General features: G+C 61.0%; 19 protein-coding genes and 2 pseudogenes. 16 read left to right on the top strand and 5 right to left on the bottom strand.

The genetic code is table 11. From position 1 onward, the window contains the following. Positions 1 to 86: 86 nt before the first annotated feature. The 7 genes and pseudogenes from AB3X99_RS15655 to AB3X99_RS15625 all read left to right on the top strand — a co-directional run. Positions 87 to 170 (top strand): annotated as a pseudogene (locus AB3X99_RS15655) (AraC family transcriptional regulator); the annotation flags it as partial. Between the two features lie 124 nt (positions 171 to 294). Continuing rightward, positions 295 to 1221 (top strand): pyridoxal-phosphate dependent enzyme, encoded by a 927-nt coding sequence (locus AB3X99_RS15650; RefSeq protein WP_368617433.1) that lies wholly within the window; start codon positions 295 to 297, stop codon positions 1219 to 1221. A 4-nt stretch (positions 1222 to 1225) separates the two neighbouring features. Further along, on the top strand, positions 1226 to 1525 hold the full coding sequence (locus tag AB3X99_RS15645) for a pentapeptide repeat-containing protein (RefSeq protein WP_368617432.1): 300 nt from the start codon (positions 1226 to 1228) through the stop codon (positions 1523 to 1525). 68 nt (positions 1526 to 1593) lie between these two features. Further along, a pseudogene (locus AB3X99_RS15640) lies at positions 1594 to 3093 on the top strand (phospholipase C); the annotation flags it as partial. 575 nt (positions 3094 to 3668) lie between these two features. Further along, positions 3669 to 4166, top strand: coding sequence for a hypothetical protein (locus tag AB3X99_RS15635; RefSeq protein ID WP_141710577.1), 498 nt, complete (start codon positions 3669 to 3671; stop codon positions 4164 to 4166). A gap of 149 nt (positions 4167 to 4315) precedes the next feature. After that, positions 4316 to 4717, top strand: a complete 402-nt coding sequence (locus tag AB3X99_RS15630) for a DUF1488 family protein (protein ID WP_368617431.1) — start codon at positions 4316 to 4318, stop codon at positions 4715 to 4717. A 255-nt stretch (positions 4718 to 4972) separates the two neighbouring features. Next, positions 4973 to 5668 (top strand): phosphatase PAP2 family protein, encoded by a 696-nt coding sequence (locus tag AB3X99_RS15625; RefSeq protein WP_069262242.1) that lies wholly within the window; start codon positions 4973 to 4975, stop codon positions 5666 to 5668. Between the two features lie 171 nt (positions 5669 to 5839). On the opposite strand, the gene AB3X99_RS15620 is transcribed toward AB3X99_RS15625, so the two are convergent. Next, on the bottom strand, positions 5840 to 7939 hold the full coding sequence (locus AB3X99_RS15620) for a protein kinase (RefSeq protein ID WP_368617430.1): 2100 nt from the start codon (positions 7937 to 7939) through the stop codon (positions 5840 to 5842). A gap of 529 nt (positions 7940 to 8468) precedes the next feature. On the opposite strand from AB3X99_RS15620, the gene AB3X99_RS15615 reads away from it, so the two are divergent. The 3 genes from AB3X99_RS15615 (at position 8469) to AB3X99_RS15605 (ending at position 9453) form a co-directional block, all read left to right on the top strand. Beyond that, a complete protein-coding gene (locus AB3X99_RS15615) occupies positions 8469 to 8741 on the top strand; it encodes a hypothetical protein (RefSeq protein WP_069262244.1) in 273 nt (90 codons plus the stop codon). Between the two features lie 96 nt (positions 8742 to 8837). Then, entirely contained in the window at positions 8838 to 9110 is a 273-nt protein-coding gene (locus AB3X99_RS15610; RefSeq protein ID WP_042267637.1) for a hypothetical protein, read from the top strand. A gap of 127 nt (positions 9111 to 9237) precedes the next feature. After that, positions 9238 to 9453, top strand: coding sequence for a hypothetical protein (locus AB3X99_RS15605; RefSeq protein ID WP_368617429.1), 216 nt, complete (start codon positions 9238 to 9240; stop codon positions 9451 to 9453). A 2-nt stretch (positions 9454 to 9455) separates the two neighbouring features. On the opposite strand, the gene AB3X99_RS15600 is transcribed toward AB3X99_RS15605, so the two are convergent. Together AB3X99_RS15600 and AB3X99_RS15595 are read right to left on the bottom strand one after the other, a co-directional pair. Next, positions 9456 to 9698: a hypothetical protein gene (locus AB3X99_RS15600; protein WP_069262246.1), complete on the bottom strand. Its 243-nt coding sequence runs from the start codon at positions 9696 to 9698 to the stop codon at positions 9456 to 9458. A gap of 61 nt (positions 9699 to 9759) precedes the next feature. After that, positions 9760 to 10227 carry a lecithin retinol acyltransferase family protein gene (locus AB3X99_RS15595; protein WP_069262247.1) on the bottom strand — a complete coding sequence of 156 codons (468 nt, stop codon included), beginning with the start codon at positions 10225 to 10227 and terminating at the stop codon, positions 9760 to 9762. Between the two features lie 476 nt (positions 10228 to 10703). Between AB3X99_RS15595 and AB3X99_RS15590 the strand changes: the two genes are divergently transcribed. The 6 genes from AB3X99_RS15590 (at position 10704) to AB3X99_RS15565 (ending at position 18603) form a co-directional block, all read left to right on the top strand. After that, positions 10704 to 10997: a hypothetical protein gene (locus AB3X99_RS15590; protein ID WP_069262248.1), complete on the top strand. Its 294-nt coding sequence runs from the start codon at positions 10704 to 10706 to the stop codon at positions 10995 to 10997. 17 nt (positions 10998 to 11014) lie between these two features. Beyond that, entirely contained in the window at positions 11015 to 11785 is a 771-nt protein-coding gene (locus AB3X99_RS15585; RefSeq protein ID WP_368617428.1) for a PP2C family serine/threonine-protein phosphatase, read from the top strand. Positions 11786 to 12159: 374 nt separating this feature from the next. Next, complete coding sequence (locus AB3X99_RS15580) at positions 12160 to 14637, top strand: type VI secretion system Vgr family protein (protein ID WP_368617427.1); 2478 nt, start codon at positions 12160 to 12162, stop codon at positions 14635 to 14637. A gap of 210 nt (positions 14638 to 14847) precedes the next feature. Next, positions 14848 to 16278, top strand: a complete 1431-nt coding sequence (locus tag AB3X99_RS15575; protein ID WP_368617426.1) for a hypothetical protein — start codon at positions 14848 to 14850, stop codon at positions 16276 to 16278. Then, a complete protein-coding gene (locus AB3X99_RS15570; protein ID WP_368617425.1) occupies positions 16272 to 17345 on the top strand; it encodes a T6SS immunity protein Tli4 family protein in 1074 nt (357 codons plus the stop codon). Before AB3X99_RS15575 ends, AB3X99_RS15570 begins: the two co-directional genes overlap by 7 nt. Before the next feature lie 10 nt (positions 17346 to 17355). Further along, positions 17356 to 18603 (top strand): hypothetical protein, encoded by a 1248-nt coding sequence (locus AB3X99_RS15565; RefSeq protein WP_368617424.1) that lies wholly within the window; start codon positions 17356 to 17358, stop codon positions 18601 to 18603. 827 nt (positions 18604 to 19430) lie between these two features. Here AB3X99_RS15565 and AB3X99_RS15560 read toward each other — a convergent pair. Together AB3X99_RS15560 and AB3X99_RS15555 are read right to left on the bottom strand one after the other, a co-directional pair. Further along, positions 19431 to 20750: a sigma-54-dependent Fis family transcriptional regulator gene (locus AB3X99_RS15560; RefSeq protein ID WP_069262257.1), complete on the bottom strand. Its 1320-nt coding sequence runs from the start codon at positions 20748 to 20750 to the stop codon at positions 19431 to 19433. Continuing rightward, on the bottom strand, positions 20747 to 23818 hold the full coding sequence (locus AB3X99_RS15555; protein ID WP_368617423.1) for a peptidase domain-containing ABC transporter: 3072 nt from the start codon (positions 23816 to 23818) through the stop codon (positions 20747 to 20749). Before AB3X99_RS15555 ends, AB3X99_RS15560 begins: the two co-directional genes overlap by 4 nt. Positions 23819 to 23831 lie beyond the last annotated feature (13 nt).

Below are 23831 nucleotides of genomic sequence, written 5' to 3'. Positions count from 1 at the left end.
ACACGAGCGAGTCACGGGTGTGTGCAGACGGAATGCGCCTCACACGGCAAAACCAGGACCGGCAAAACTCGCGACTTTCGCCTCACGAGCGTGCCCAAGGCGTCGGGTTTTACGATCAAAGTCATTTCAACAGGGCGTTCCGTCACGCGTTTGGCGTGGCCCCGTCTGCACAGAGTGAGCCGATGGGCCTTCGCTCGCCTCACGCGTCAATAATTTACAAGCCAGACTCTCTCTTCCTCTTTAGGATCAGCAGAAGAACGGTGGGTCCGATCGCAATCCTGGAAGCCCATTGCAATGCATCTGCACTTTGAAACCCCGTTGGTGGAGTCGCGCGCCTTGAGCGTCCCTGGTGAACAATCCGTGTGGCTCAAGCTCGACGCCTTGCAGCCATGTGGATCGTTCAAGATCCGGGGCATCGGCCACGCTTGCGCCGTTCACCAAAGCCGTGGCGCGCAGCGTTTCGTATCGTCGTCCGGGGGAAATGCGGGTCTTGCCGTGGCTTATGCGGGCCGGCGCCTGGGCATTCCAGTGCTTGTCGTGGTGCCGGAAACGACGACGGAACGCGCCAGGGAGTTGCTCCGCCTGGAAGCTGCAGAGGTCGTGGTGCACGGCAGTTCCTGGCAAGAGGCCAACCAGTTCGCGCAGACCTTGCTGGGCGCGACGGACGCGTTTCTGCATCCCTTCGACGATCCACTGCTATGGCACGGCCATGCCTCGATGATCGATGAAGTTGCGCAGGCCCGCTTCAAACCCGATGCCATCGTGCTTTCCGTTGGCGGCGGCGGCCTGCTTTGTGGCGTCGTGGAAGGCCTCCAGCGCAATCATTGGCACGACGTGCCGGTGTTGGCCGTCGAAACCGATGGCGCCGCTTCGCTTCATGCCGCTGTCGAGGCGGGTCATACGGTGGCATTGCCCTGTATCTCCAGCGTCGCCACTTCGCTCGGCGCCAAGCGGGTGTGCGAGCAGGCCTTGCGCTGCGTGCGCGAGCACCCTGTCCACAGTCTCGTCGTGTCGGACTCCAGCGCACTCGCTGCCTGCGAGCGCTTTCTTGCGGATCACCGCATTCTGGTTGAGCCGGCCTGCGGCGCAGCGCTGTCCGTCGCCTACGAGAGGCATCCCGCGTTGGCCAAATACCGGAATATTCTGGTTGTCGTATGCGGCGGCGCGACGGCCACCATCGATCAGATACGCGCGTGGGCAAGCGAGGCAGATAGCCGATGACCTGGTGCCCGCAGCGGCGGAAACGATCGGATCTTCGCGGCGCCGTGTTCGAAGCGGCAGCCTGCGCAACGCACAGTTACGCGACAGCCGCCTTGATGGCGCGGACCTACGGTCTGTAGACCTAAGCGGCTTTCGACTCTCCAATGTGCTCCAGCATCTCGCGGCCTGCGCGTGTTGTAACCCGGCGAGGGCCAGCGCGAGCTGGCCCTCGCTTGCGATCGCCGCGGCAACGTCAGCCGGGAACTCCCATTGCGCTACGAGGAACGCAACTTACAGGAGCTCGACATGCACTGGCGTCATCTAGCGCTTGGTTTGCTCATAGCCGCGGCATTCTCATTACACATTGCATGGGGTGCAAATGACGACCAGCACATGAATCGGCCGAACGACCTTCATACTGCCACTCCGATCAAGCACCTGGTCGTGATCTATGGAGAGAATGTCTCGTTTGATCACTACTTTGCCACCTATCCGCATGCGGCAAATCCTTCAGACGAACCGGCGTTCAACGCACTGCCCGGTACGCCCGCGGTGAACGGCCTCTCTGGACCCCTCCTCTCCAGAAATCCGAATGCCACGAATCCGGCCAATGGCGCGGGCGCAGCGAACCCGTTCCGCATCGACCGTACGCAAGCTGCGACCGCCGACCAGGATCACGCCTATGCGGCAGAACAGCAAGCCTACGACAACGGCGCCGTCGATCTGTTCCCGAAGTACACGGGCAAAGGTAAGAGCGACCGGGACGGCGAGTCCGGAAACAATGGCGAGGTCATGGGCTATTACGACGGCAACACGGTCACCGCACTATGGAATTACGCGCAGCGATTCGCGATGAGCGACAATGCCTGGTCGTCGACTTATGGCCCGTCGACGCCAGGCGCGCTGGAGGTGGTCTCGGGTCAAACCAACGGCGTGAGGCCCGTGCTGACGACGAAAAAGCCTTCGGTCCCGGGCTCCTACTACGTGAACGACGGACAGGGCGGCTTCACGCTGATCGACGACGTCGATCCCGCCTTCGACCAATGCTCGAGCCAGCGCGACACCGTCATGATGACGGGCCGAAACATCGGCGACCTCCTGAACGCCCGCAATATTTCGTGGGGCGGCTTCATGGGCGGCTTCAACCTCGAGACCGTGAACAGCAATGGCACGACCGCGTGCAAGCGCAGCACGCTATCGGCAGTCGTCGGTGCTGCCAAGGAGGACTACGTTCCACACCACAACTGGTTCCAGTACTACGCGTCGACGTCGAACCCGAAACATTTGCGCCCGAGTTCGATCGAGGCGATCGGGCATACCCTGGAACGAGATGGCCGGACCCCGGACCCCGCCAATCATCAGTACGATTCCGACGACTTCTTTGGCGCGGTGAGCGCCGGGAACTTTCCGGCCGTGAGTTTCCTCAAGGCCCCCGCCTTCCAGGACGGTCACGCGGGCTATTCGGATCCACTCGACGAACAGGCGTTCGTCGCGAAGGTCGTCAACTTTCTGCAGCGCCAGCCGGACTGGACCAGCACCGCCATCGTCGTGACGTGGGATGACTCGGATGGCTGGTACGACCACGCGTACGCATCGCCGACGAGCGCGTCATACGATTCGTTCGCCGATCACCTCAACGGCCAGGGAAAATGCGGTACCGGCTCCGCGCAGGACGGCGTGAACGGCAAACCCGTGAACGGCCGCTGCGGCCCGGGTGCACGCATTCCGTTTCTCGTCATTTCGCCCTGGGCGAAAGAGAATTACGTCGACCATACGTTGATCGACCAGTCGTCGGTCGTTCGCTTCATCGAAGACAACTGGCTCGACGGAGAACGTATCGGCGGCGGGTCGTTCGACAGCAAGGCCGGCAGCATCATGGGGATGTTCGACTTCGGCCGCCGCTACGAAGACATCGCGCAGCGCAAGCTGTTTCTCGACCCGCCGACGGGGCTGCCAGTCGACCGGCCTGCGAAGGTCTGGCGCCAGACAGCGCGGAGTTCGAAAGCTCTCACCATTCCAGTTTTGATTTCGATTCAATGCAAGGGTAAACGATGCAGTACGCGCCATTTCTACACTGACTTCTTGTAGATATGTCAACGCATCGCGTCGCTTCGTTCCCTCAGTTTTCAGCCTCTCGATAGTTCATATGGTTGATTTGGAATCCAAATCTGTCTCTCCTTCATTTGCTGGTTACCATGCAAGCGCCCCAGCGCGCCATCAGCGCTATGTCTGATTGTGGCTTCGGTCACAGCCCGAGATAAAAACGTGGCGCTATGTATCGAATGAATAACGCCTCGCCTTTACACAGACCCTTGCAAATTTTCTGATGCTCGGGAAGGTACGGCGATTGCAACACGAGCGAAGCGCGTTGCCGTGTACGCCGATTGCCGGATGGCCCACAGAGACCCTGACGGCGTTTGGAGTTGTGCGACGCGATGCCTGACATTTGCATGAGCGGGGGCTCTTCTATGTCGAACCGACACGAGGCCTCTCCTGCCGAGACGGGGGAGGTCCTGGTACTGGTGGGCGCCGCCTTCGCTGTGCTTGGCGGCTGGCTCGTCGCAATGGGTTCCACGCCCTACTACGTCGTCACCGGCCTCGCGCTGATCGGCTCGGGTACCCTCATGGTGCGAAGCCGCTCGGCGGGCGTCTGGAGCGTTTTCTTCACGCTCGTCGCGGCACTCGTCTGGTCTATCTCCGAAGTCGGGCGCGACGGCTGGAAGCCCATGCCGCGCCTGCTGCTGCTCGCGCTGCTCGGCATCTGGTTCTACCTCAACATCGGCCTCGGCAATTCAGCGATCGCCCGCCCCGTACGCGTTGTGGCGGGCGTCGCGGCGATCGTTTATGCGCTCACGATCGTCGGCATGTTCTCGCCCAAGGTGCCCATGTCGGTGGCGCAACACCTTCGCTACGGACCGTTATCGCCTCCCCACAGCAGCAGCGCATCGTCCGATCAGGGTAACTAGCATTGTCCGGGATTATTTGCTGTGAACGAACTGAGAATTGATTTCGATTCAAACGGCGAACTCGTGATTCAGGCTTTCAGCGCTTCATCAGACGTGCGAGGAACACCAGTTGCTGAGGGCAGGTCCGGCAGTCAAAGAGGTATGCGACCGTGTTTATACAATTCCCAGATGAAGAAGCCTTCTACCACGCGAGTGGCACGATCCGGTATCGCGCCGTCGTCGACGGCACTTGGGTCATGTGCGAAATATCTCCGGAGGCCCTGGAAGACTATTTTCGTGCGCGCTCGGGCCGCGCCGGCCTGTTAGCGGCCTTCGCAACACATAGGAAGGAGATCGAATCAATCACAAGACAAATTCTTCCCCATCGGATCTCTGCTGGACGCTGCCAGCTTTTCTTGCGAGACTGCTTATACAGGCGAGAAACGAACGAAGCCGACATCAGGCACAACGGCGAATTCCTGGAAGCTGCCCGACGCGACGAGATGGCAATCACGAGCGCATGCCTACCGTCAGACATGGACCCTCTAGAAGCTGGAAGTGCGTTGACGTGAGGGCGCGTACTGCGATCTGATTTCCTTGAATACGAATGCCGCCGGGTCCTTGACGCAGTGCAGTGTGATCCAGGGCACGCTATATGCGCACGTATGAGATTGCATCGCAGCAGCTCGCCGCTGCGAACTGCTTTCACCGTGTGCGCTGGCTTGAAAAGAACATGAAAAATGCCTTGCGTATGTGGCACGGAGGCGGTTGAGGATTCTGTTCGAGACCGCCCTTCTCACGAATTCATCAGCGGGATGGCCACAATAATGAACAGCTTCGATACCGTCATTCTGGGAGCCCTCACTCAACTCCAGCTTCCTCAACAGGTCAATTACGCCATTGGGGTAATTGCCGACTTCTACACGTTCAAGGGCTATCTGTTGATCCCGTTGTTGTGGTGGATCTGGTTCCAGCCACACGAGCGGCGCGGCTGGCGCCGCGAGATCGTACTCGCCACGCTGGCGAGCGGCCTGATTGCACTCGCGGTGGGGCGCCTGCTTGCGCGCATTCTGCCGTACAGGGAGCGGCCGCTATTCACACCGGGGCTGAATCTGCATTTCGCCTCGTCGCCCGTACAGCTTGCCGGGCTGATGCACTGGAGTTCCTTTCCGAGCGATCACGCAATGCTGTGGACGGCAGTGGCAATGGGGATCTTCCTCGTCTGGAGAGGCATCGGCATTCTTGCGTTTCTGTCTGTCGCGGCATTTGTCTGCTTTCCGCGTGCGTACCTGGGTTATCACTACCCGACGGATCTGCTCGTCGGTGCCTTCATAGGCATCGTGATCACCTGGATCATGACGCGCAGAGCCGTGAGACGGCGCACGGTCAAACCCTTCATGCGCTACGTCATGCGCTACCCTGGGCCGGTCGCGGCGGTCGGTTTTCTGCTCTGTTTCGAACTGGTCACACAATTCGACGATCTTCTGCGCCTCGCCCATTCGGTATGGCACACGGCGACATGACAGATGCCGGCGTCGAGTCCACGCCAATCCTGGCTGCCGGGTTTTCCGCCCACCGCTTTCGCGATGGTGATGGCAACAGGCATCGTCTCGATGGCAACGCATCTGCTGGGCGTTCGGTGCGATGAAATCAATCACGGGGGAATGACGACCCTCGCAGTGCACTAGTTCGCACTACTGTGCATCACTGCGCGCGTGCGTCGTGATCTGCACGAAATCGGCAACGATACGCCCTTCGCCGTAGAGTGCTTCCATCTGTTTCAACTGCTGCCCCACTGCCGCGAGGTAAGCCGAGCGAGACTCCGAAGCCGGACGCAGCCCATCGAACAACGGTGCCGGCGTGATCAGCAGAACGATCATCTCCGTGCCGAACGGCTTGTCCACGAGCCAGTATCCCGATCCCCCGACCGTCGCCGAGAAGCCGGGCGGCGCCTGATTGTCGCGCTCGACATTGCTGGGAACCAGATGGACGACACTGCCGTCGAGCGCGAAATAATCCACGTTGACGTATGACTCGTAATGCGGCGTGGTGATATCGACGATGAGCGGCATGCCCTGCGTCAGACGTGCGTCGAGTGGCCGGGTATGGATCGTCGCGCCGCCGCCAGCCAGATGATTGGCGCGCCAATATGGCGCGAACGCGCTCACGACTTCACAGTTGTGGTTCTCCACCGCGGTCACGTCGAGTTTCGCGGCTAGCCCTCCGGGCGTTTGCGCGAGCGCGTCGTGAACGTGCGCCATGTTCTCGCCCGTGTTGGCAAAGCCTCGCACCTGGACCACGTGCTCGGGCAGCGACGCCGCAAGCGCCGAGCACGGAATGCGCGCGAGCGTCGCGTTCAGCGCGGCGATCGACGCCGCGTCGGCCACCGGCGCACTCGATGCGGGAACCACTGCAACCCCGCTCGCGGCAGGCATGCTCGCCACAACCGCGGCTGGCGCTGCGGCAAGCACCGGCGAGGCCGGCGCCTCCGAGGCCGCCTTCGTCGCGCCAGCGGGCGCCATGGCGGCCATCGAGGGCCTCGCGCCCGTTTGCCCATGTCCCGAAAGCACGCGATATCCTACCCATAACCCCGCAGCGACGACGACCGCCCCCACGCCAATGGCGCCAACCCGCGCGCCCGGGAACGCCGGTGCATGCTTGAGCACGCCCATGCCCTGGAGAAACTGATTGACGCTCGCGGTGCGCGAGGCGCGGTCAAACGAAAGCGCCGCGCTCAAGGTGCGCCACTGGCCGCGATCGAGGCCAGGCGCTCGCTCAGCGCGCATCTTGTCGCTGCGTGCCTGCGTGGCCGATTTGCGATTGAACGGGTGCTTGCCCGTCAACAGTTCATAGGTCACACAGGCGAGCGCATAGACATCGTCGCGCGGGTCCGGCTCCCGATGCTCGAACATCTCCGGACTCGCATAGGCGGGCGTGATGCCGCCGAGCGTCGCGGGATCGAACACAGTGACGTCGGGATCTTCTTCGGGCCGCTGGAACACACGCGCAATGCCGAAGTCGATCACTTTCACATCGCCGCCGTCGGTGAGGAAAACATTGGCGGGCTTGAAGTCGCAATGCACGAAGCCGCGCTCGTGCGCGTAGGCCAACGCCTGCCCCATCCCGGCAATGATGGGCCGCGCCTTTTCGAATGGCATGCCCGCGAAACCCGGCGCGCGCAGCAGCTTGCTGAGCGGCTTGCCCGAGAGATATTCCATCGTGAGGTAGACGAGCGGCCCGTCGCGGTCGAAGTCGTACACCGTGACGATATTGCGGTGCGCGAGCGTTTGCGCCTTGCGGGCTTCACGCTGCAATGCGATCAGCGAAGTCGGCTGGCCGCGGAACTGCACGTTCAGCACCTTGATCGCGATATAAGGCTTGCGATCCGAAGCTTCCAGCTTGCGCAAATCGAGCGCCTTGTAGACGGTGCCCATGCCACCCACACCCAGACATTCTTCGAGCACGAAGCGACCATTGAGCGTATCGCCGATTCCCTTCACGTGGTCCGCATCGTCGCCTGTGGTGGCGCTACGCGCAGCGGCCAGGGCTTCGTGAATGCGAGTGGAGTCGTCGACGGCCGCCGCGTTGTCCTGGCGATGTTCGATGCGGCGCAGGACCTCGGCATACACGGCATCGGGCAGCGGATGGACCGTTTGCGTCGCGTCCACCGCTTCGCGCAGGCGAGCGCAATTGGCCGCGTCGACCGCGAGCACGTGGTCGATCTCGGCGAAGAACGCCTCGCGTGAGAGCGCCCCGCTCTGGAATGTCTGGATCAGCTGCGCAAGGCTCATCATTCGTATGCCTTCAACTCAGCTTCAGGATGGCCGAGGCGCTTTGCGTCACACGTTCCCGGCGCACGATCGCGCCGCGTGTAGCTGCGGCCGCGATCCCCGTCGAGTCCGCTGCAGCGCGGTCTCGTCATCTTTAAAGCATACAGAGTCGCCGCCGGACCTGCGCGCACCGTGATCTCAGCCGGCGCGCGCCTGCAACCATGCAACAAGGTCTGATGAGAGATTAATCTGCGGCACGGCGCAGTGCAATCGGTGCCTGAACCAGGCCTTTGGCTCGCACGTGTTGCAGCGAATCCAACGAGCGCGCCACGCGCTGTTGGGCTTCCACCATCAGCGTTTTCGCGCGCAAGTGCCGCCACCTGTCCCGCACACACCGGCTGGCTTGCCGCAAAGCCCCGTCGCACAAGGCGTCGAGCGGTTCGTGAGGCTGGCGCGAAGCCGCTGGCACAGCCTGTGCATCAGGAGGAGCGAGCCCGCAAGATACTGCAGCTCAATCGCCAACTACACCGTACTGCCCTTCTGGAGAACTGTCATGAGCAAGCTGATGATCGCCGACTTGAGCGTCGCGCAAGAACTCGACCGCAAAGCAATGAGCGCCGTTCGCGGCGGTGGCGGCCTGAGCCTCTGGCCCGGCTACTACCCGGCGCCGTCGTTCAAGTACGACACGACGAACTTCACCGCCCAGCAGTTGATCGGCCAGACGAACACCATCGAGAACAACGTGGGCAACGACGTCGCCTTCGCGCAGAACATTCACGCGACGGTCAACCCGGTGCAGACCGCCCACAACACGATCAACTTCTGATCGACCCGCCGGCGGCGCGGCCGCACGCTGCGTTCATTCGCGTGCCGCGCCCGCCCGGGTCCACCCGCCCTATTCATCAGCAACTGGAGGCTCATCATGAGTTCCCTCGTTATCCGCGAGCTGGCTCCCGGAACGGCACTCGACCGCCGCGCCATGACAGCCGTACGCGGCGGCAACGGCAGCTCTTACGGTGGCTATGGCTCGATTGCCAACATCACCGTCTCGCCCAACATCGTGCAGAACATCTCGCAGGTTCAGGTGGTCGACGTCGCCGCGCTCAATAACATCGGTTATATCGGCGCTGGCTTCGGGCCGCTGAATCTCAAGGTCAATCCCTCGCAATACGCGAACACCGGCGTGACGTTCTAGCCGCTGCCGCGAAGGGAAAATGTAGACGGCGCCGCGAGGCGCCGCCTGCTTGTTTACGTGCGCCGCGCGCCACCGCCTATACTCGAACGACACCCCTCGAGCCCAATCCGCTATCGTGGAGCAGACCATGAGCATTATCGTCATCAAGGACCTTCCGGAAAGCGTGGAACTGGACAGGCAGGCAATGGCCGCGATCGTGGGCGGCGCCCGCGTCGCTTCGCAGCGCACGCTACTCGTGCCGCGGCCGTTTATCGGCGTACGTGTGGAGATCGAAGGCTCGCCCGCGCAGCGAGGGCCGGCAACCGTCCTCGCGGCGCGGCCCCGCCCGACGCTGCTGCGTTGAGTTCACGCAGCGCGTGCGGTCATCGCCGGACGCGTGCTGGCAGGCGGAAATACGCACCACGTGCCGTCGTCGTGACGGAAGAAGAAGATTGCAATCGTGCGCGCGGGATGGACTGCCTCGACGCAAACATAGCGCAGCCGTTGCTCGTGCGTGCGGCTGAAACGTACTACACGGGCCGGCACGCGCGCGTTGGGTGCGAGCCACTTGTCGACGAGAGTGCGCAGCGAGGTTTCGGCGGAATTCATGGTGATCTCCGATGCAAGTAGCGGCGATACGTGTCGTATTGGTCTCGACTGGATATGGCGCTTACACCGCGTGCGCGACGTACGTTTCGCGGCTGGCCTGCACGCGGCGCGCGTGAACCAGCGCGCGCACCGCGCGCAAGCCGGCCAGCGGATGGGCAATGCAGGTGCGGACCTGGTCGCTGCGGCCCTTGCCGTCCACGCACCAGGTGCAGAAGTGTTCGCAGTTGTTGCTGAGCAGTCGATAGCGGTCTTCGCCGAGACGCGAGCGCGCCCGCGCGACGGCTTCGCGGCCCACGAAAGCTGCGCACGGATGCGCGACAACGGCGACTTCGTAGCCGGCGGCGAAACGTTCGAGCGTGACCTCTTCGATCGGACCGCGATGCAGCGATACGCACAAGCCGGCGTAATGAACGACCCGCCCACCGCCGACATAGATGCCGTGATGGCTGTAGCCCGCGCGACGCGATACGAGATGCGCGCCGAGCGGCGGTTCGTCTGCGTGCATCGTCGGTTGAAGGTCGGGGCTCATGGCTGCATCCGTCTGGCGGGTTGCCGGCTTCCTGTGCTGCTCGACGTTTGCCGGTTGCCAACTACCCTGCATCAGATATGCCAGGCGGCCGATCACGGTTCTATAAGGCGGAGCGGGATAATGTGCGCGCTGGAGGCGCTCGTGTGTCGGCGTTGCACCAACTCGTGTGCTTCGATTGTGTCGGCGTCGAACCATCGGGTCGCCGCCAATCCGGCTCAGGAAGCGGCACTGTGTATGTGTCGGAGTCCTGATGACGACAGGCACGCAACGTGTTGGCGAGCGCACGACCATCGCACCGCGACCGCACGAGACGCGGGCGCGCGCAGAACGCGCTCCGCGAGTGCGATGTCATATGGGGCAAGCCTCACGGGGAGATGGCGCGCAAGCGCCGCGTTTCGCCGAAAAATGGCATGCTGCTTGCAAGGTATGGTCGGAACGCCGCGGACCTGCGGCTATCATCTTGACGGAGACCTGTCATGACCTCGCTCGCCATCACCGACCTTCATCTGCAATGCGATCTCGACCGCAAGGCCATGTCGTTTATCCGGGGCGCGGGCGCGCCGTGGGTATTCGGCTGGATACAGCCTTACGAGCCCGCGCAGCCTTCGCCGCTCGGTCCGATCATCAACCTCTATCAGACCAACAACACGTTCTACGCGAATCAGGTCGTCAATCAATACCAGACGCTCGATGTGACCAATTCGGCGTCGAACTCGAACGTTGCGGTAAACGTGGGCCAGAACGGCAGGAATAACGGACTCGTCGCGTAGCCTATGGAGGCTCGATCGTGACAGGCGGATTGTTATGGAGCTCGGCATCGCGCACGGACGTAGGCCGTGTGCGGGCGCTCAATGAGGATGCATGTCTCGATCAGCCCCAACGGGGCTTGTGGGCAGTGGCCGACGGCATGGGCGGGCACACGGCGGGCGATCTGGCCAGCGGCATGATCGTGCGCGCGCTTGGGGCGCTTGCCATACCCAACACCCTCACCAGTTTCTCGGCCACGGCGCGCGGCACGCTGCAAACAGTGAACCACCAGCTGCGCGAAGAAGCCGCGCGGCGCGGGGTTCGCATGATAGGCAGCACCGTTGCCGTGCTGATAGCGAAGGGGCGCGAGTTTGGCTGGCTATGGGCGGGCGACAGCCGAATCTATCTGTACCGTGATGCACAGTTCGAAGCGCTCACGACCGACCATAGTTACGTGGCGGAGCTACAGGCGCAGGGGCATTTGAGCGCCGAAGCGGCGCGCCACCATCCATCGCAGCATTTGATAACACGGGCCGTCGGTGCGGCAGACTGGCTTGATCTGGACGAAGGCCGCATCGTCGTGCGCGACGGAGACCTCTTTTTGCTGTGTAGCGACGGCCTGAGCAATGAAGTGCAGGTTCCCGAGATGGTGCGGGCGCTCGAGGCTGGGGATTGCCAGCATGCCACTGATTTGCTTGTTGAAATGGCCTTGCAGGCTGGGGGGCGGGATAACATTACCGCTGTCGTTGTGAGGGTGGATGATCCGGCTGCGTCGGATCGGACGCTCGTTAATCCTGCTGTCGGGCGTTAGTTTTTTGTTTTTGTTTTTTTTTGGTTTTTGGCCTTTCCCTGTTTCCGCTTCGGTACCCCAGCGTCGCCCCTGTGTGGGGCCGCACCTTCCTTTCTTTGCCGCGGTCGTCACGCCCAGAAGCTCTTTGCTCTTTGCACGTTGCAGTTCGCACGCGGCCAGACCTCCGTCCGGCTCGCGCGGATGGCGTGCGAGCCAGCGCGAACACCGGCGAACGGTTCGCACAGCCCCCCTGTACCTGGCAATCCTTGACGATTTATCTGGCTGTTCCTGGGAGCCCGGTCAAAGATCGGGCGATTGAGCATTGCTGGCCAGCTCCGTTCAGTGTACTTCTTGCGTCCCAACGCCTTTTTCGCGACGTATCCGGGAGATTTTCGATGTCGTGGCTCATGCCGTTACAGGCTTATGAATTGAAGCTGGCGCCGCATCCGGCGCCGTTCTCGATCGTGAAATTTTCTGGCCATGACCGGATCAGCCAGCTCTACGAGTACGAGATTGAATTCACAAGCCCGATAGCGGGTCTTCCGATGGATCAGGTACTCGGGCGTCCAGCCCGGTTCATCATCGATCCGGTCGACCCGAACATGGGCCACCTGCAACGCATGTTTGGCGAGAACGCTGAAAAGTTCAGCAAGAAGCCGCCCGCACAGGCCGTCCACGGCATCATCACGAAGTTCGATGAGCACGAGACCTCCGCCGACGAGACGCGCTACCGCGTCAGGCTCGAGCCTGCGATGGCGGACCTGAACCGTGGCAGGACAAGCCGGCTGTTCCAAAAGCAGTCGGTCGAAGAGATCATTACCGACACGCTGCGGCACTACGGTTACCGGGCCGGTGTCGATTTCAGGTTCAACCTGCGCGGTACATACAAGCGGCACGAGTACATCACCCAGTACCACGAGACGACGTTCGCGTTTATCCAGCGCATCTGTGCGGAAGAAGGCATCTGGTTTCGGTGGGAGCAGAAAAAGGATTACGCGGTGATGGTGTTCGGCGACGATCTGGATGCGTACGCGCGCAAGCAGCGTACGGTGCCGCATCGTCGTGATTCGGGCCTCGAGAGCGTGGGTGCCGACTCGATCAAGTCGCTGCGGCGGCGTACCCGGCGCGTGCCACAATCCGTGCGCCTGCACGACTACAACCATCGCCAGGCCGACGTCTCGCTGCTGGTCGAGGAGAACACGGCACGCGGGGACAAGACCACCAACGCCGTCGACTATCACTGGGGCGATCACTACGAGACGCCGGGGGAAGGCCAGCGCATCGCCCGCCTGCGGCACGAGGCTCACCTCGCGGGTCAGGTGACGTTTATCGGCACCGGCAATCCGTTCTGGCTGGAAGCCGGGGAGGTCGTGCTGGTCGACCCGGTTCAGGTCGATGCGAAACACGGGATCTTCATCACGTCGGTACGCTCGCACGGTGGGCGCAACAAATCGTACCGCGTGACGTTCGAGGGGATTCCTTCGGATCGGGTCTGGCGAACATCCATGGACACGATCCCGAAACCGGAAATCAGGGGCGTGCTCCCGGCCCGGATCACGTCACCCGGAAACTACAAATATGCCTATCTGACGGAAGAAGGCTGGTACGTCATCAAGCTGCCGTTCGATCTGGACGAATGGAGCCCGGGTGGCACGAGCCGGCCGGTGCGCTTTGCCAAGCCCTACAGCGGCGACAACTACGGTCACCACTTCCCGTTGATCGATTCCGCCGAGGTCGCGCTCGAATTTACGGCCGCGGATCCAAACCGGCCCATCATCATCGGAGCGCTGCATGACAGCCTGCATCCGGATCTCGTCAACAATCTCAACAATACGCGCAATCTCATCCGCACGGCTGCGCAGAATGAGATGCGCATGGAGGACAAGGAAGGCGTCGAGCATATTCACCTGACGACGCCGTTTCAGACTAGCGAGCTCAATCTTGGGCATATGGTCGACGGCAATCGCAAGGAGCGGGGAAAAGGTGCGGAGTTGCGCTCCGATGAGCACGTCGCCGTGCGCGGCGCGAAGGGGGTGCTCATTTCCGCTGAGGCACAGCCCGCCGCGAACGGGCAGCAGTTGAACATGCAACGAGCCGTTGGCCTGCTGGAACAGGCGATGCAGCAGATGGAGGCACTATCCGAAGCTGCCACGACTGCACAGGCGGTTGCCGCCGACTATGAGCGTCAGCGAGAACTTCTTGACGGGACGCTGAAAGATCTGAGGCAGGCTGGGGTTCTGCTCAGCGCGCCAGATGGGATGGGTCTGGTGTCGGGTGACAGCCTTCAGTTTAGTGCCCAGAGAAACCTGATCACGACGGCCGGCGGTAATGCCGACATCGGTGTGCTAAAGCGGTTTACGGTTGCGGCAGGGGAACTGATCTCTCTCTTTGCCCAAAAACTCGGGCTGAAACTAATTGCGGGTAAGGGGAAGGTGGAAATCCAGGCACAGAGCGACGACATGGACTTGATTTCCGACAGGAACCTGCAGATCAGGAGTGCCAATGGACGTGTCACTATCGAGGCAAAGGAAGAGCTCATTCTCAAATGCGGTGGATCGTACGTCCGGATTTCATCGACTGGTATCGAGGACGGAACGAAAGGTAACCGCACCATCAAATCGGCGGCCTTCAGCCGGCAGGGGCCCAGTTCACTCGCGCAAACCGTCAACAGCTGGAAGCACGCGCCCTTCGACGAAGAGTTTACGTTGAAGTGGCCCTTCAGCGATGAACCTGTGCACAACCAGAAGTTTTCGATTATTCGTGATGACGGCAGCGTTATCCAGGGAAGCACGAATGCTTGGGGCAAGACGAGCCTGCAGCGCGGGCTGGCTGCTGAAAACGTGCGCCTTCGGATTGACGGTGAGTCAGCATGATCCTGACCACGCGTACAACGCCGCATGCCAACATTTGCTTTGACAAGGGAACACCTGGACATGGCCACAACTGAACGTATCATCCCCGCGACCATATCGGACGACGGATCTGTCCACTACTCATCCGTCATGTCAAGGCCTGACGACAGTACGGCTGTGTGCTACATGGTCCCTACTCGGGCTATTCCCGTGATCTTCGTCCCGGGGGTAATGGGAACCAACCTTAAGGCTGTGAAAGGACCGAAAGCAAATAAGCCGGTCTGGCTGGTCAATAGCAAAGGAAGCGTTGGAGCTGACTGGTTTCTCCGCGGGCCAGAAAAACGGAAGTTGGAACTCGATCCGGCAAACACCGACGTCTACCAAGATGGTGAAATTCCGACGGGGACCGCACAAGGTGCGGCGGAACTGCATCGGCGAGGCTGGGGCACCGTGGCGAAGATGAGTTACGGAACGTTCCTTCCCTTCCTGGAGAATACACTGAACGATGCGCATGAGTGCAAGGGAGGGTTCCGGGCGGCCCTCATGAAAGAACTTGTAGCTGAAGCACCGGGCGTCAGTGTGCTCTCACATGATGAAGTTGCGCTGTCATACATGTATTACATGCCAGTTCACGCGGTCGGATACAACTGGCTCCAATCCAACTCGGATTCGGCAAAATATCTTGCGGCCAAGATTGCAAAAATTACCGACTACTATAAAGATCAGGGGAAGGTTTGTGAGAAAGTGATTATCGTCACGCACTCCATGGGGGGGTTTGTCGCACGCCATTACTCGGAAGTCGATGGACATCGTGACAAAGTATTAGGAATTGTTCATGGCGTCATGCCGACAACGGGTTCAGCAACGGCGTACAAGCGGGTCACGAGCGGCACCGAAGGGGAGTTTTCGTTGAGAGAGACGCTAGGAGGAGATCGTGCAAACATGACCGCCGTCTTCGCGCAGGCACCGGGCCCGTTGCAGCTCCTGCCAAGTGTGGAGTATGGCATGGGGTGGCTCAAGATCCGGGACGGAGCCAGTCTCTTCACCCTGCCCGAGTCCGATCCCTATGAGCAAATCTATCTGCAACGAGGGAAGTGGTGGGGATTGGTCGATGATACGTTAATCAATCCGCTGGATCCGAAAAAGACAAGCATCGATGCGGACTGGACGGGATACCAGCAGTTAATCAACACCAAGGTCAAGCCATTTCACGAGGCGATGCGCGGCAAGTTTCATCCTGCTACTTATGCGTTTTATGGTGATGATGAAAAGCACAGGACATGGGGGGACGTGGTCTGGAAAAGAGCAGCGAGCCCGCAAGGCGCATTTGGCAAACAGAATGACCCGATAACCGATCTGCTTGACCGAAAATTGCTCAACGATGATGGGACGGGAACGCAATATATTGACAACATGACTGGTCCTTACCACGTACGCGAGAAGTTCGCTTTGCAGGATGCGGCGGAGAATGGAGACGGCACGGTTCCGATCCGATCCGGTCGGGCTCCTGCGGGGCAATCCGGTGTGCAGGCCTGCGTGGCCTATCCGGATGTTGACCATGAGGGCGCATACAAGAACCGGCCCCAGCAACTCTTCGCATTGTGGGCGATTACCCGAATTGTCGGGAACGTCAAGGGAACGTTACTGGAATATAAATGTTGAATATTCGCGCGGGCGCATGGCTGTTCGTGCTTCCAATTCTGGTCATTTCCGCCTGTGGGCGTCAGCCAGCCACGTTGAATGAACAGGAGAAACATAAAGTGAATGAACTGACACTGAACCTCAAGCCCCGGTGCATTGGCCGATATGTGATTGATATGCCGATGGACGCGCTCGTCTCGGGCGGAGCGAAAGTTCAGGGCGTTATTATCGAGCCGAAGGCCATGACGCACGAAGAGTATCTGGGTGAGGTCGCGGGGCGCAAAGTTGAACTCAGTGGCACCAAAAGTATCGACGCGTATCCCTTCCTCTACGCCGATGATCAGGTGGATGGTCCGGATACGCACTACTTTCTATATCGTGGGAACGTGAGCGACGGTCCCGCGAATCGCGTTTTTGAGGTGTACAAGTGGGATCACGGCTACCGCTTCAAGCTGGGTATCGTGGGCATTGACTTTCTTCATCCCGATCAAACGGACGCCCCGTCAATCAAGGCGATGGCGGTCAAGAACGATGTGCCCCAAAAAACTCGCCTCATTTTCGACATCGTTAAAAGGCTACGTTGGCGGGCCGAGGATGAGATTCCCGCAGAGCAAGGTCTATGCTTTCTCGGTGCATTTCTACCGGGGAAAGCGCGCGCCGAGGAATATGCCTGGGCGCAGTACGTGTTGATCGGGAATCGCGACGTGAGCATTGGATTCGACAGCGATTCCAGTATTCAGGAACCCAACACGCTCCTGCAACGTGGCGATCAGATTGATGCCGGCCTGAAATCCATTGGAGGAGGAACCATACGGAAGGGTAAAGTCGCATTGCCTGGCATCGACGCTGAGGAATGGCTCGTCTCCGATAAGTCGGATAGGGGTGTACCAAGAAGCACGCTGACGCTTGAGGCGAATTCGATGACGAGTAGCGTCGAGGCGCCACTTCTGACGCTCGATTTTCAGACAGGTTCGCCAAACGCTTTTACTGATAGTCCAGTCGACGCGGCATCCATGAGCGAAGGTGAAGCGGTTGCCTTGTGGGATGTCATTTCCCGCTCCCTGCGCCCGCGTCCCAATGGCTTCTAAGGGGGCGACGATGGGCATCGACTTTTCACATTTGCCACCTGAGGAGCCTGTACCCGATAACGCACCATCGCGCCTGCGCTGGACCATTGTCTTTTTTCTGATCGTGATCGCCGGCGTTTTCGTCGTGCTGTTTCTCTGGCCAAAGGGCGAACCGACCCAGACGCTCTGGTTCTGGACCTGCGTGTCGGTCTATCCATTCGGTATCGCCGCATTCGTGGTCTTGCGCCGCTATAGCGTTTACGAGGGGCGCCGGCTTGACGCCATCGCGTGGAACGACGCCCGCGAAAGCTACGTGAACGATGTATTTGAGCGGGCCAGCCGACCGCTGGGAGTTCTTGCTTCGACCGTCAGGTTTGCTAGCGAGGCGAAGGACGACGAATTTGGCAAATTGCTTGACGGATCCGTCAAGCTCGAGCCGCAGACTGCCCTTAAGCCGGACGCGCCGCTGGTCAATGCTCGCTGGTTCGAAAAGCCGGACAGGAACAAGGACGGAGTCCCTTTCAGGAACGACGACGAGCGCCGCTGGTATGTCCTCGCATGGGCATTCAGCACGGTGACCGATACGGTTGCTGCAGCGATACGTTCGCTGCCACCGGATTTGGGGTTGAAAGTTCAGGTGATGCTGCCGGACATTGTAGACACAGACGAAGCGCTGGCGATCTGGAAGAGGCAATGGACGTTGTCGGACCTCCGCCCGGTTCAGGTCAGATTCATGCCAGAGCCGTCCGACCTGATGTACGCCGACGCGTGGCTTGACCGGGTCAACCGCAGGCTCGACGAGGAGGCACGGCTTGTCGTTTGCGTGAACCTGAACGCAATTTGTCAGGCGCTCCCTCTTGACGGGAGTGCAGAAGTCGTTGTTGCGCTTCTCGTTGCGCCGGAAGCGATATGCCAGAAATTCGCACTCGCGCCGATCGCGATGTTCCATCGGCCGAACGGGACAGATGACTGTGCCATAGACGACGCGCTTGCGCGTACCCTGCGATGGGGATGCAGCAAGCCCGCAGAGATAAAACGGATCTGGCAGGGCGCACTTCATGGTGCCGGCGCCAATGCGGTAGTCAAAGCTGTCGTCAAGGCAGGTATTGGCGCAAAGATGGCAGATATCGACTACATGGTTGGTCATGCCGGGACGGCGGCGCCGTGGTTTGCAGTGGCGTGCGCGGCCATTGGCGCGATGCACGATGGTGCGCCCCAGCTTGTTGCGACGGCTGGGAAGACCGGAGCCTGTTTTTCGGTTGTTCGAAACACGGGTTGACGAGAAAGCGTCTATGAGACTTCACGTGTCCGGCCCGGTAACGACCTGGCACGCCTCGCAATTGACCCCATCAATCTGGAATCACATCATGGTCAGGCGGTACGACATTCTGCAGGGCGACAGGACGACGGCGGATGGCACTGTAGTGTGTGGCGATCGCAACGACAGGGTTGGCGATCGCAACGACAGGGTTGGCGAGCGCGAGCAGACCTACGAGAGAGACAAAAGTATGGTTTCCTGAATGACAGTCGACAGGTTACATTGTGTGCGATGGTCCGCGCGGGTCAATGAGGAGACCCGATGGCAGGGAAGGCGCACTGAGCGATGACCTGTGCGTGTGCATGTGTGATCCACCTCCACGTCTGCTTCCATCGCAATACTCATCTTACGTGGATGTTTGAGCGTAGGCCAATACTGCCGCGGCAGCTTCACCTCCGAGGGCAGGCCACCGGCTTTGCCATCTGGCATTGCAACTTCACCTTCGACTGTAACGACATATGCTACGCAAGTTCCGGTCCGACATTCTCATTGCCCGCGCGCATCTTTCTGACCGGCAGCGCAAAGGCTGGGTCGAAGGCGACTGCCAGCAGTCCTCCGCCATTGCCACTCGCGGCCATCGCGGCCGCTAACCACGCTGCAATGCCCCTGCCGCCAGGCATGGTGCCGGAGGCGCAATGATGCTGGGAGAACTGTTCGGGAGCCTCTTTCCGGCTGGAGATCGCACAGTGAAAAACCTGCCCGCCGCATCAGCCAGGTTAGAGGGCTTCCCGGCATGAACGGCCAAAAGCGCCAAAAGCCACGACAAAAAGCACCGCTAGGCACCCAGATCAAGACCCCTTCTCATGATTCACCTTCTCGGCATGCCGAAAATCCTTGGAATGAATCCCATGCTTCTTGAGCAGCATCTGCAAGTGCGACCGATTCATATCACAGCGCCGCGCCAGCTCCGCGACCGTACCCCCGGTCTCCTGCAAGCCGCGCTCGAGAAACGCCCTCTCGGCCTCATCGCTAGCAGCACGCTTGGCATCGCTCAGTGAAAGAGGCGCGCCTGCCGCCTCGGCCTCCGCCACCCGCAAAGCCAGTGCAGCGGACTTAGGCCGAATATCATCGGGCAGATGCTCGATATCGGCCGTCTCACCCGCAAGACACGAAAGCCGATACACGAGATTACGCAGCTCGCGAATATTCCCCGGATAAGCATACGTAAGCAGAAAATCGCGCAACTTGGGCGTCAGCTTCATAGGCCGCCGCTTGAGCTGCGCAGCAGCCTCGTCGCCGAAATAGGCAATCAACAGCGGAATCTCGTCGCTGCGTTCTCGCAGCGCAGGCAGCGTGACATGAATCACGCTCAACCGATAAAAGAGGTCCTCGCGAAACTGCCCCTGCGCCGCGAGCTCGCGCAAGTTGCGATTCGTCGCGGCGACGATGCGCGTATCGACCCCGATGGGTTCATCGGAGCCCACCCGCTGAATCTCGTGCGATTCGAGCACACGCAGCAGCTTCACCTGCCCCTGCAGCGGCAACTCACCGATCTCGTCCAGAAAGATCGTCCCCGTATGCGCGCTTTCGAACTTCCCTTTGCGATCGCTCGACGCCCCCGTGAATGCCCCTCTGCGATGTCCAAACAGTTCTGATTCGAGCAGGTTCTCGGGTATCGCGCCGCAGTTCACTGAGATGTACGGTCGGTCGGCGCGTGCACCGTTGGCGTGGATCACCTTCGCCATCAACTCCTTGCCCGTCCCGCTCTCGCCGTCGATCAGCACGGGCAGATCGGTGGGCGCCGCCTTTTCCGCAATCTCCAGCGCTGCGAGCAGCTTCGGGTTGTCGCCGAATATGCCTTCGAAGATGAAGCTGCGCTCGATCAGCGCCTCGCGCCGCCGGTGCGCTGTGGGCGCGAGGGCATCCGGCCTTGCCAGCGCATCGAGCGCTTCGGGCGCCTCTGCCGCCGCTTCGACGAAGCGCTCCTTGCGCGAGAGTTGCATGACTTCGTCGCGCAGCGCGTTCGACTGGTTCAAGAGCTTTTCGATATCGGTGCGTTCGAGCCGCGGCGCCCAGCGCAGCGTCGAGCGCAGGATCTCGATCTTCTCGAGCAGCCCCGCATATGACACAACGGAGCTGCCGAATCCGTGCGGATCGAAGAGTTTCATGACGCCCCCAGCTGCTTTTGCACGAGCTGGTAATACATGCCCTTGCGCTCGACGAGTTCCTCGTGCCGCCCCTGCTCCACGATCGCCCCTTCGTAGAGCACGAGGATCTTGTCCGCCCGCATGATGGTGCTCAACCGGTGCGCAATGATCAGCGCCGTGCGGCCCTGGAGTATGTCGTGCATGTTCGAGAGGATGTTGCTTTCCGACTGCGTGTCGAGCGACGAGGTGGCTTCGTCGAACACGAGCAGGCGCGGGTCGTGGTAGAGCGCCCGCGCAATGCAAAGACGCTGGATCTGCCCGCCCGAAAGGCCCATGCCGCGCTCGCCCACCACCTGCTCGTAGCCGAGCGGCATCTTGCTGATGAACGCGTGCGCATCGGCCATGCGCGCCACTTCCTCCATGCGCCGCCAGTCCGGCGTTGCATCGCCGCACGCGATGTTCTCGGCAATCGTGCCGGAGAACACGAGGTTCGTCTGCATCACGTAGCCCACCTGGGCGCGAAAGTACGCGTGATCGATCGCGCTCATGTCGTAGCCGTCCACGTTGATCTTGCCTTCGGTCGGCGCGTAGAAGCCCACCAGCAGCTTCGCGAGCGTCGTCTTGCCGGAGCCGCTGCGCCCCACGATCGCCACCATCTGGCCGCGCCCCACCGAGAAGCTGATGTTCTCCAGCACATACGGCGTTTCGTTGCCGCCATAGCGGAAATACACGCCGTTGAATTCGATGTCGCCCTGCAGGTCGGGAAGCAGCACGCGCGAACCGAGGTCGGCGGGCTTCTGCTCGGGCTCGATGTCGAGCACATCGCCTAGCCGTTCCATCGCGACCGCCGCGTCGTTCATGAGGCTCCAGAGCCCGACGAGGCCCATGAGCGGCGCGAGCACGCTGCCCATGAACGCATTGAACGCAATGAGCTGGCCGATGCTCAACTCCTGATCGAGCACGAGCGTGGCGCCCGCCCAGAGAATCACGATCGTGGTCGCCGCGTTGAGCAACTGGCTGCCGAGACCCACGAGAATATTGAATGCCTGCGCACGATACTGCACTTCGAGCGACTTCGCGTACTTGCGCTCCCACTTCAGGCGCACCGCTCTTTCTATCCCCATGCCCTTCACGGTTTCGACGCCGCCAAGCGTCTCCATCAGCATGGAGCGCGCATCGGTGGACACGGCAAAGACCTCGCGCGCGTAGCGCTTGATGCGCGGCGTGGCAATGGCGGTGAGCGCCATGATGGGAATCACGAACGCGATCAGCAGCAGCGTCAGCTTCACGTTGTAGAGGAACATGATCGTGAAGTAGATGAAGATCATCAACAGGTTGAGCGCCGTGGTCACCGTCGATTCGGTCAGAAACGCGCGTATCGTCTGGTTTTCCTGAAAGCGCGCGAAGATGTCGCCTGTTTTGCGGCGCGCGAAGAACGAGAACGGCAGCGACATGGTGTGCTTGAAGAACTGCGACATCATCGCGAAGTCGAGACTGCGCACCATGAAATTCGACAAATGCGCGCGTATCGTCGTCATGAGCTGCGTAAACAGGTGCGAAATGATGAGTCCCACGATCAGGAGATGCAGCAGGCTCACGTTCTGGTGGACGATCACGCTGTCGAGAATGTTCTGGATGATGAGAGGCGGCACCACGCCGAGCAACTGGATCACGAAGGTCGCGAGAAACAGGTGGGCGAGTATTTTCCGGTAAGGCAGCAGGTAGCCGATGAAGCGCACCCACGGCAAGCGCGTCGCCGCCTGCGCGCCCGTGGTCTCGACCTCGGTGAACAGCAGGCACGTGCCGTTCCAGCCGCGCTCGAACGCTTCGACGCTCAGCTTGCGAAAGCCGAGCGCCGGGTCGGCCACCCTCACCCACTGCTTCGACACGCCGTACACGACGATATAGTGGTAGCCCTCCCAGTGCGCGATGAACGGCAGTTCGAACCCTTGCAGCGCCTCAAACGTGCACTGCACGCCGCGCGTCGTGAAGCCGAGTGCCTCGCCGGTGCGCGCGAGACTGTCCAGCGTCGCGCCCTGCGTCGTCACGTTCGCGAGGTCGCGCAGCTTGCCGAGCGTCATGGGTATGCCGTAATGCCGGCAGATCATGGCGAGGCACGCTGCGCCGCAATCCATCTCCTCGGCCTGCTCGATGAGCACGAAGCGCTTGACCACGCGTTCGCTAAATGCAGCATCCGCCCCGCTGTCCACGGCAACGGGCCGGCTGCGGCGCTCGGCGAGCTTCTTCTGCCGCTGCAATTCGCGCTCGTTGAAGCGCACGCGCTCTTCCAGCACCTCGCGCAGCTTCGGGTTGCGCTCCAGCATGAAATGCACAGTCTTCTCGGGAATCACCAGGAGCCGTACATCGGTGAGCGCCGTGACGGTCGCGGGCTGATTCTGGCGCAGCAGGCAAGCGCGTTCGCCGAAGATCTCTCCCGCGCCGAGCGTCGCGATCTGATAGACGCTGCCGTCTTCCTCGCGCGCGATACTGACCTCGCCCTGCCGCACGACATACAGGCGCATGTCACCGCCGGCACCCTGATGGATGATCTCCTTGCCCGCGCTCACGCGCTTGACGCCCACGCTCGACACATACTCTTCGAGCTCGGCGCGCGAAAGCTTGCCGCGCAGGTCGAACAGCCGCGTGACGAAGCCGCCCGCGGAGCTGATCGCGACATAGCTCGTCACGAACGACTGCGCGGCCGGATTCGCAGCCAGCAACGGCTCGAGCGCCGCGCGGGGGATGCAAAGCACCTCGGTTTTCGCGGAAGCGCGCACCGACACTTCGTGCCAGTAGTCGCGCAGCATGGCGATTTCGCCGAATACTTCGCGTTCCTTGCGCACGCCAAGACTCATTTCCTTGCCGCGCTCTTCGGCGATGATCCGCACGGAGCCCGAGCGGATCACATAGAGTCCGGCTGCGGGCTCGCCGCGCTTGCACAACGTGTCGCCAAATGCGTAGTTGTGCGTTTCGACCTGCGCGGCAAGACGGTCGAGTTCCTCGCGCGAGAAGAGCGAGAGCGGTTCGACCGATGCGAGAAAATCCACCAGCGACGGCGCGCTGGCAGGTAGGGGCGCCTGAGTGTCCATCTGCGTGACTCTG

Origin of the sequence: Paraburkholderia sp. BR10882 (genome assembly GCF_040948855.1) — a bacterium.
Classification (GTDB): Bacteria; Pseudomonadota; Gammaproteobacteria; order Burkholderiales; family Burkholderiaceae; genus Paraburkholderia; species Paraburkholderia nodosa_A.
This window is presented reverse-complemented; position numbering and strand designations above follow the sequence as displayed.

Excerpts from the sequence above, each read along its gene's own strand:
- AB3X99_RS15650 (WP_368617433.1), top strand. The coding sequence starts at position 295 with ATGCATCTGCACTTTGAAACCCCGTTGGTGGAGTCGCGCGCCTTGAGC.
- AB3X99_RS15635 (WP_141710577.1), top strand. The coding sequence starts at position 3,669 with ATGTCGAACCGACACGAGGCCTCTCCTGCCGAGACGGGGGAGGTCCTG.
- AB3X99_RS15625 (WP_069262242.1), top strand. The coding sequence starts at position 4,973 with ATGAACAGCTTCGATACCGTCATTCTGGGAGCCCTCACTCAACTCCAG.
- AB3X99_RS15620 (WP_368617430.1), bottom strand. The coding sequence starts at position 7,939 with ATGATGAGCCTTGCGCAGCTGATCCAGACATTCCAGAGCGGGGCGCTC.
- AB3X99_RS15615 (WP_069262244.1), top strand. The coding sequence starts at position 8,469 with ATGAGCAAGCTGATGATCGCCGACTTGAGCGTCGCGCAAGAACTCGAC.
- AB3X99_RS15610 (WP_042267637.1), top strand. The coding sequence starts at position 8,838 with ATGAGTTCCCTCGTTATCCGCGAGCTGGCTCCCGGAACGGCACTCGAC.
- AB3X99_RS15605 (WP_368617429.1), top strand. The coding sequence starts at position 9,238 with ATGAGCATTATCGTCATCAAGGACCTTCCGGAAAGCGTGGAACTGGAC.
- AB3X99_RS15600 (WP_069262246.1), bottom strand. The coding sequence starts at position 9,698 with ATGAATTCCGCCGAAACCTCGCTGCGCACTCTCGTCGACAAGTGGCTC.
- AB3X99_RS15595 (WP_069262247.1), bottom strand. The coding sequence starts at position 10,227 with ATGAGCCCCGACCTTCAACCGACGATGCACGCAGACGAACCGCCGCTC.
- AB3X99_RS15590 (WP_069262248.1), top strand. The coding sequence starts at position 10,704 with ATGACCTCGCTCGCCATCACCGACCTTCATCTGCAATGCGATCTCGAC.
- AB3X99_RS15580 (WP_368617427.1), top strand. The coding sequence starts at position 12,160 with ATGTCGTGGCTCATGCCGTTACAGGCTTATGAATTGAAGCTGGCGCCG.
- AB3X99_RS15575 (WP_368617426.1), top strand. The coding sequence starts at position 14,848 with ATGGGAACCAACCTTAAGGCTGTGAAAGGACCGAAAGCAAATAAGCCG.
- AB3X99_RS15570 (WP_368617425.1), top strand. The coding sequence starts at position 16,272 with ATGTTGAATATTCGCGCGGGCGCATGGCTGTTCGTGCTTCCAATTCTG.
- AB3X99_RS15565 (WP_368617424.1), top strand. The coding sequence starts at position 17,356 with ATGGGCATCGACTTTTCACATTTGCCACCTGAGGAGCCTGTACCCGAT.
- AB3X99_RS15560 (WP_069262257.1), bottom strand. The coding sequence starts at position 20,750 with ATGAAACTCTTCGATCCGCACGGATTCGGCAGCTCCGTTGTGTCATAT.
- AB3X99_RS15555 (WP_368617423.1), bottom strand. The coding sequence starts at position 23,818 with ATGGACACTCAGGCGCCCCTACCTGCCAGCGCGCCGTCGCTGGTGGAT.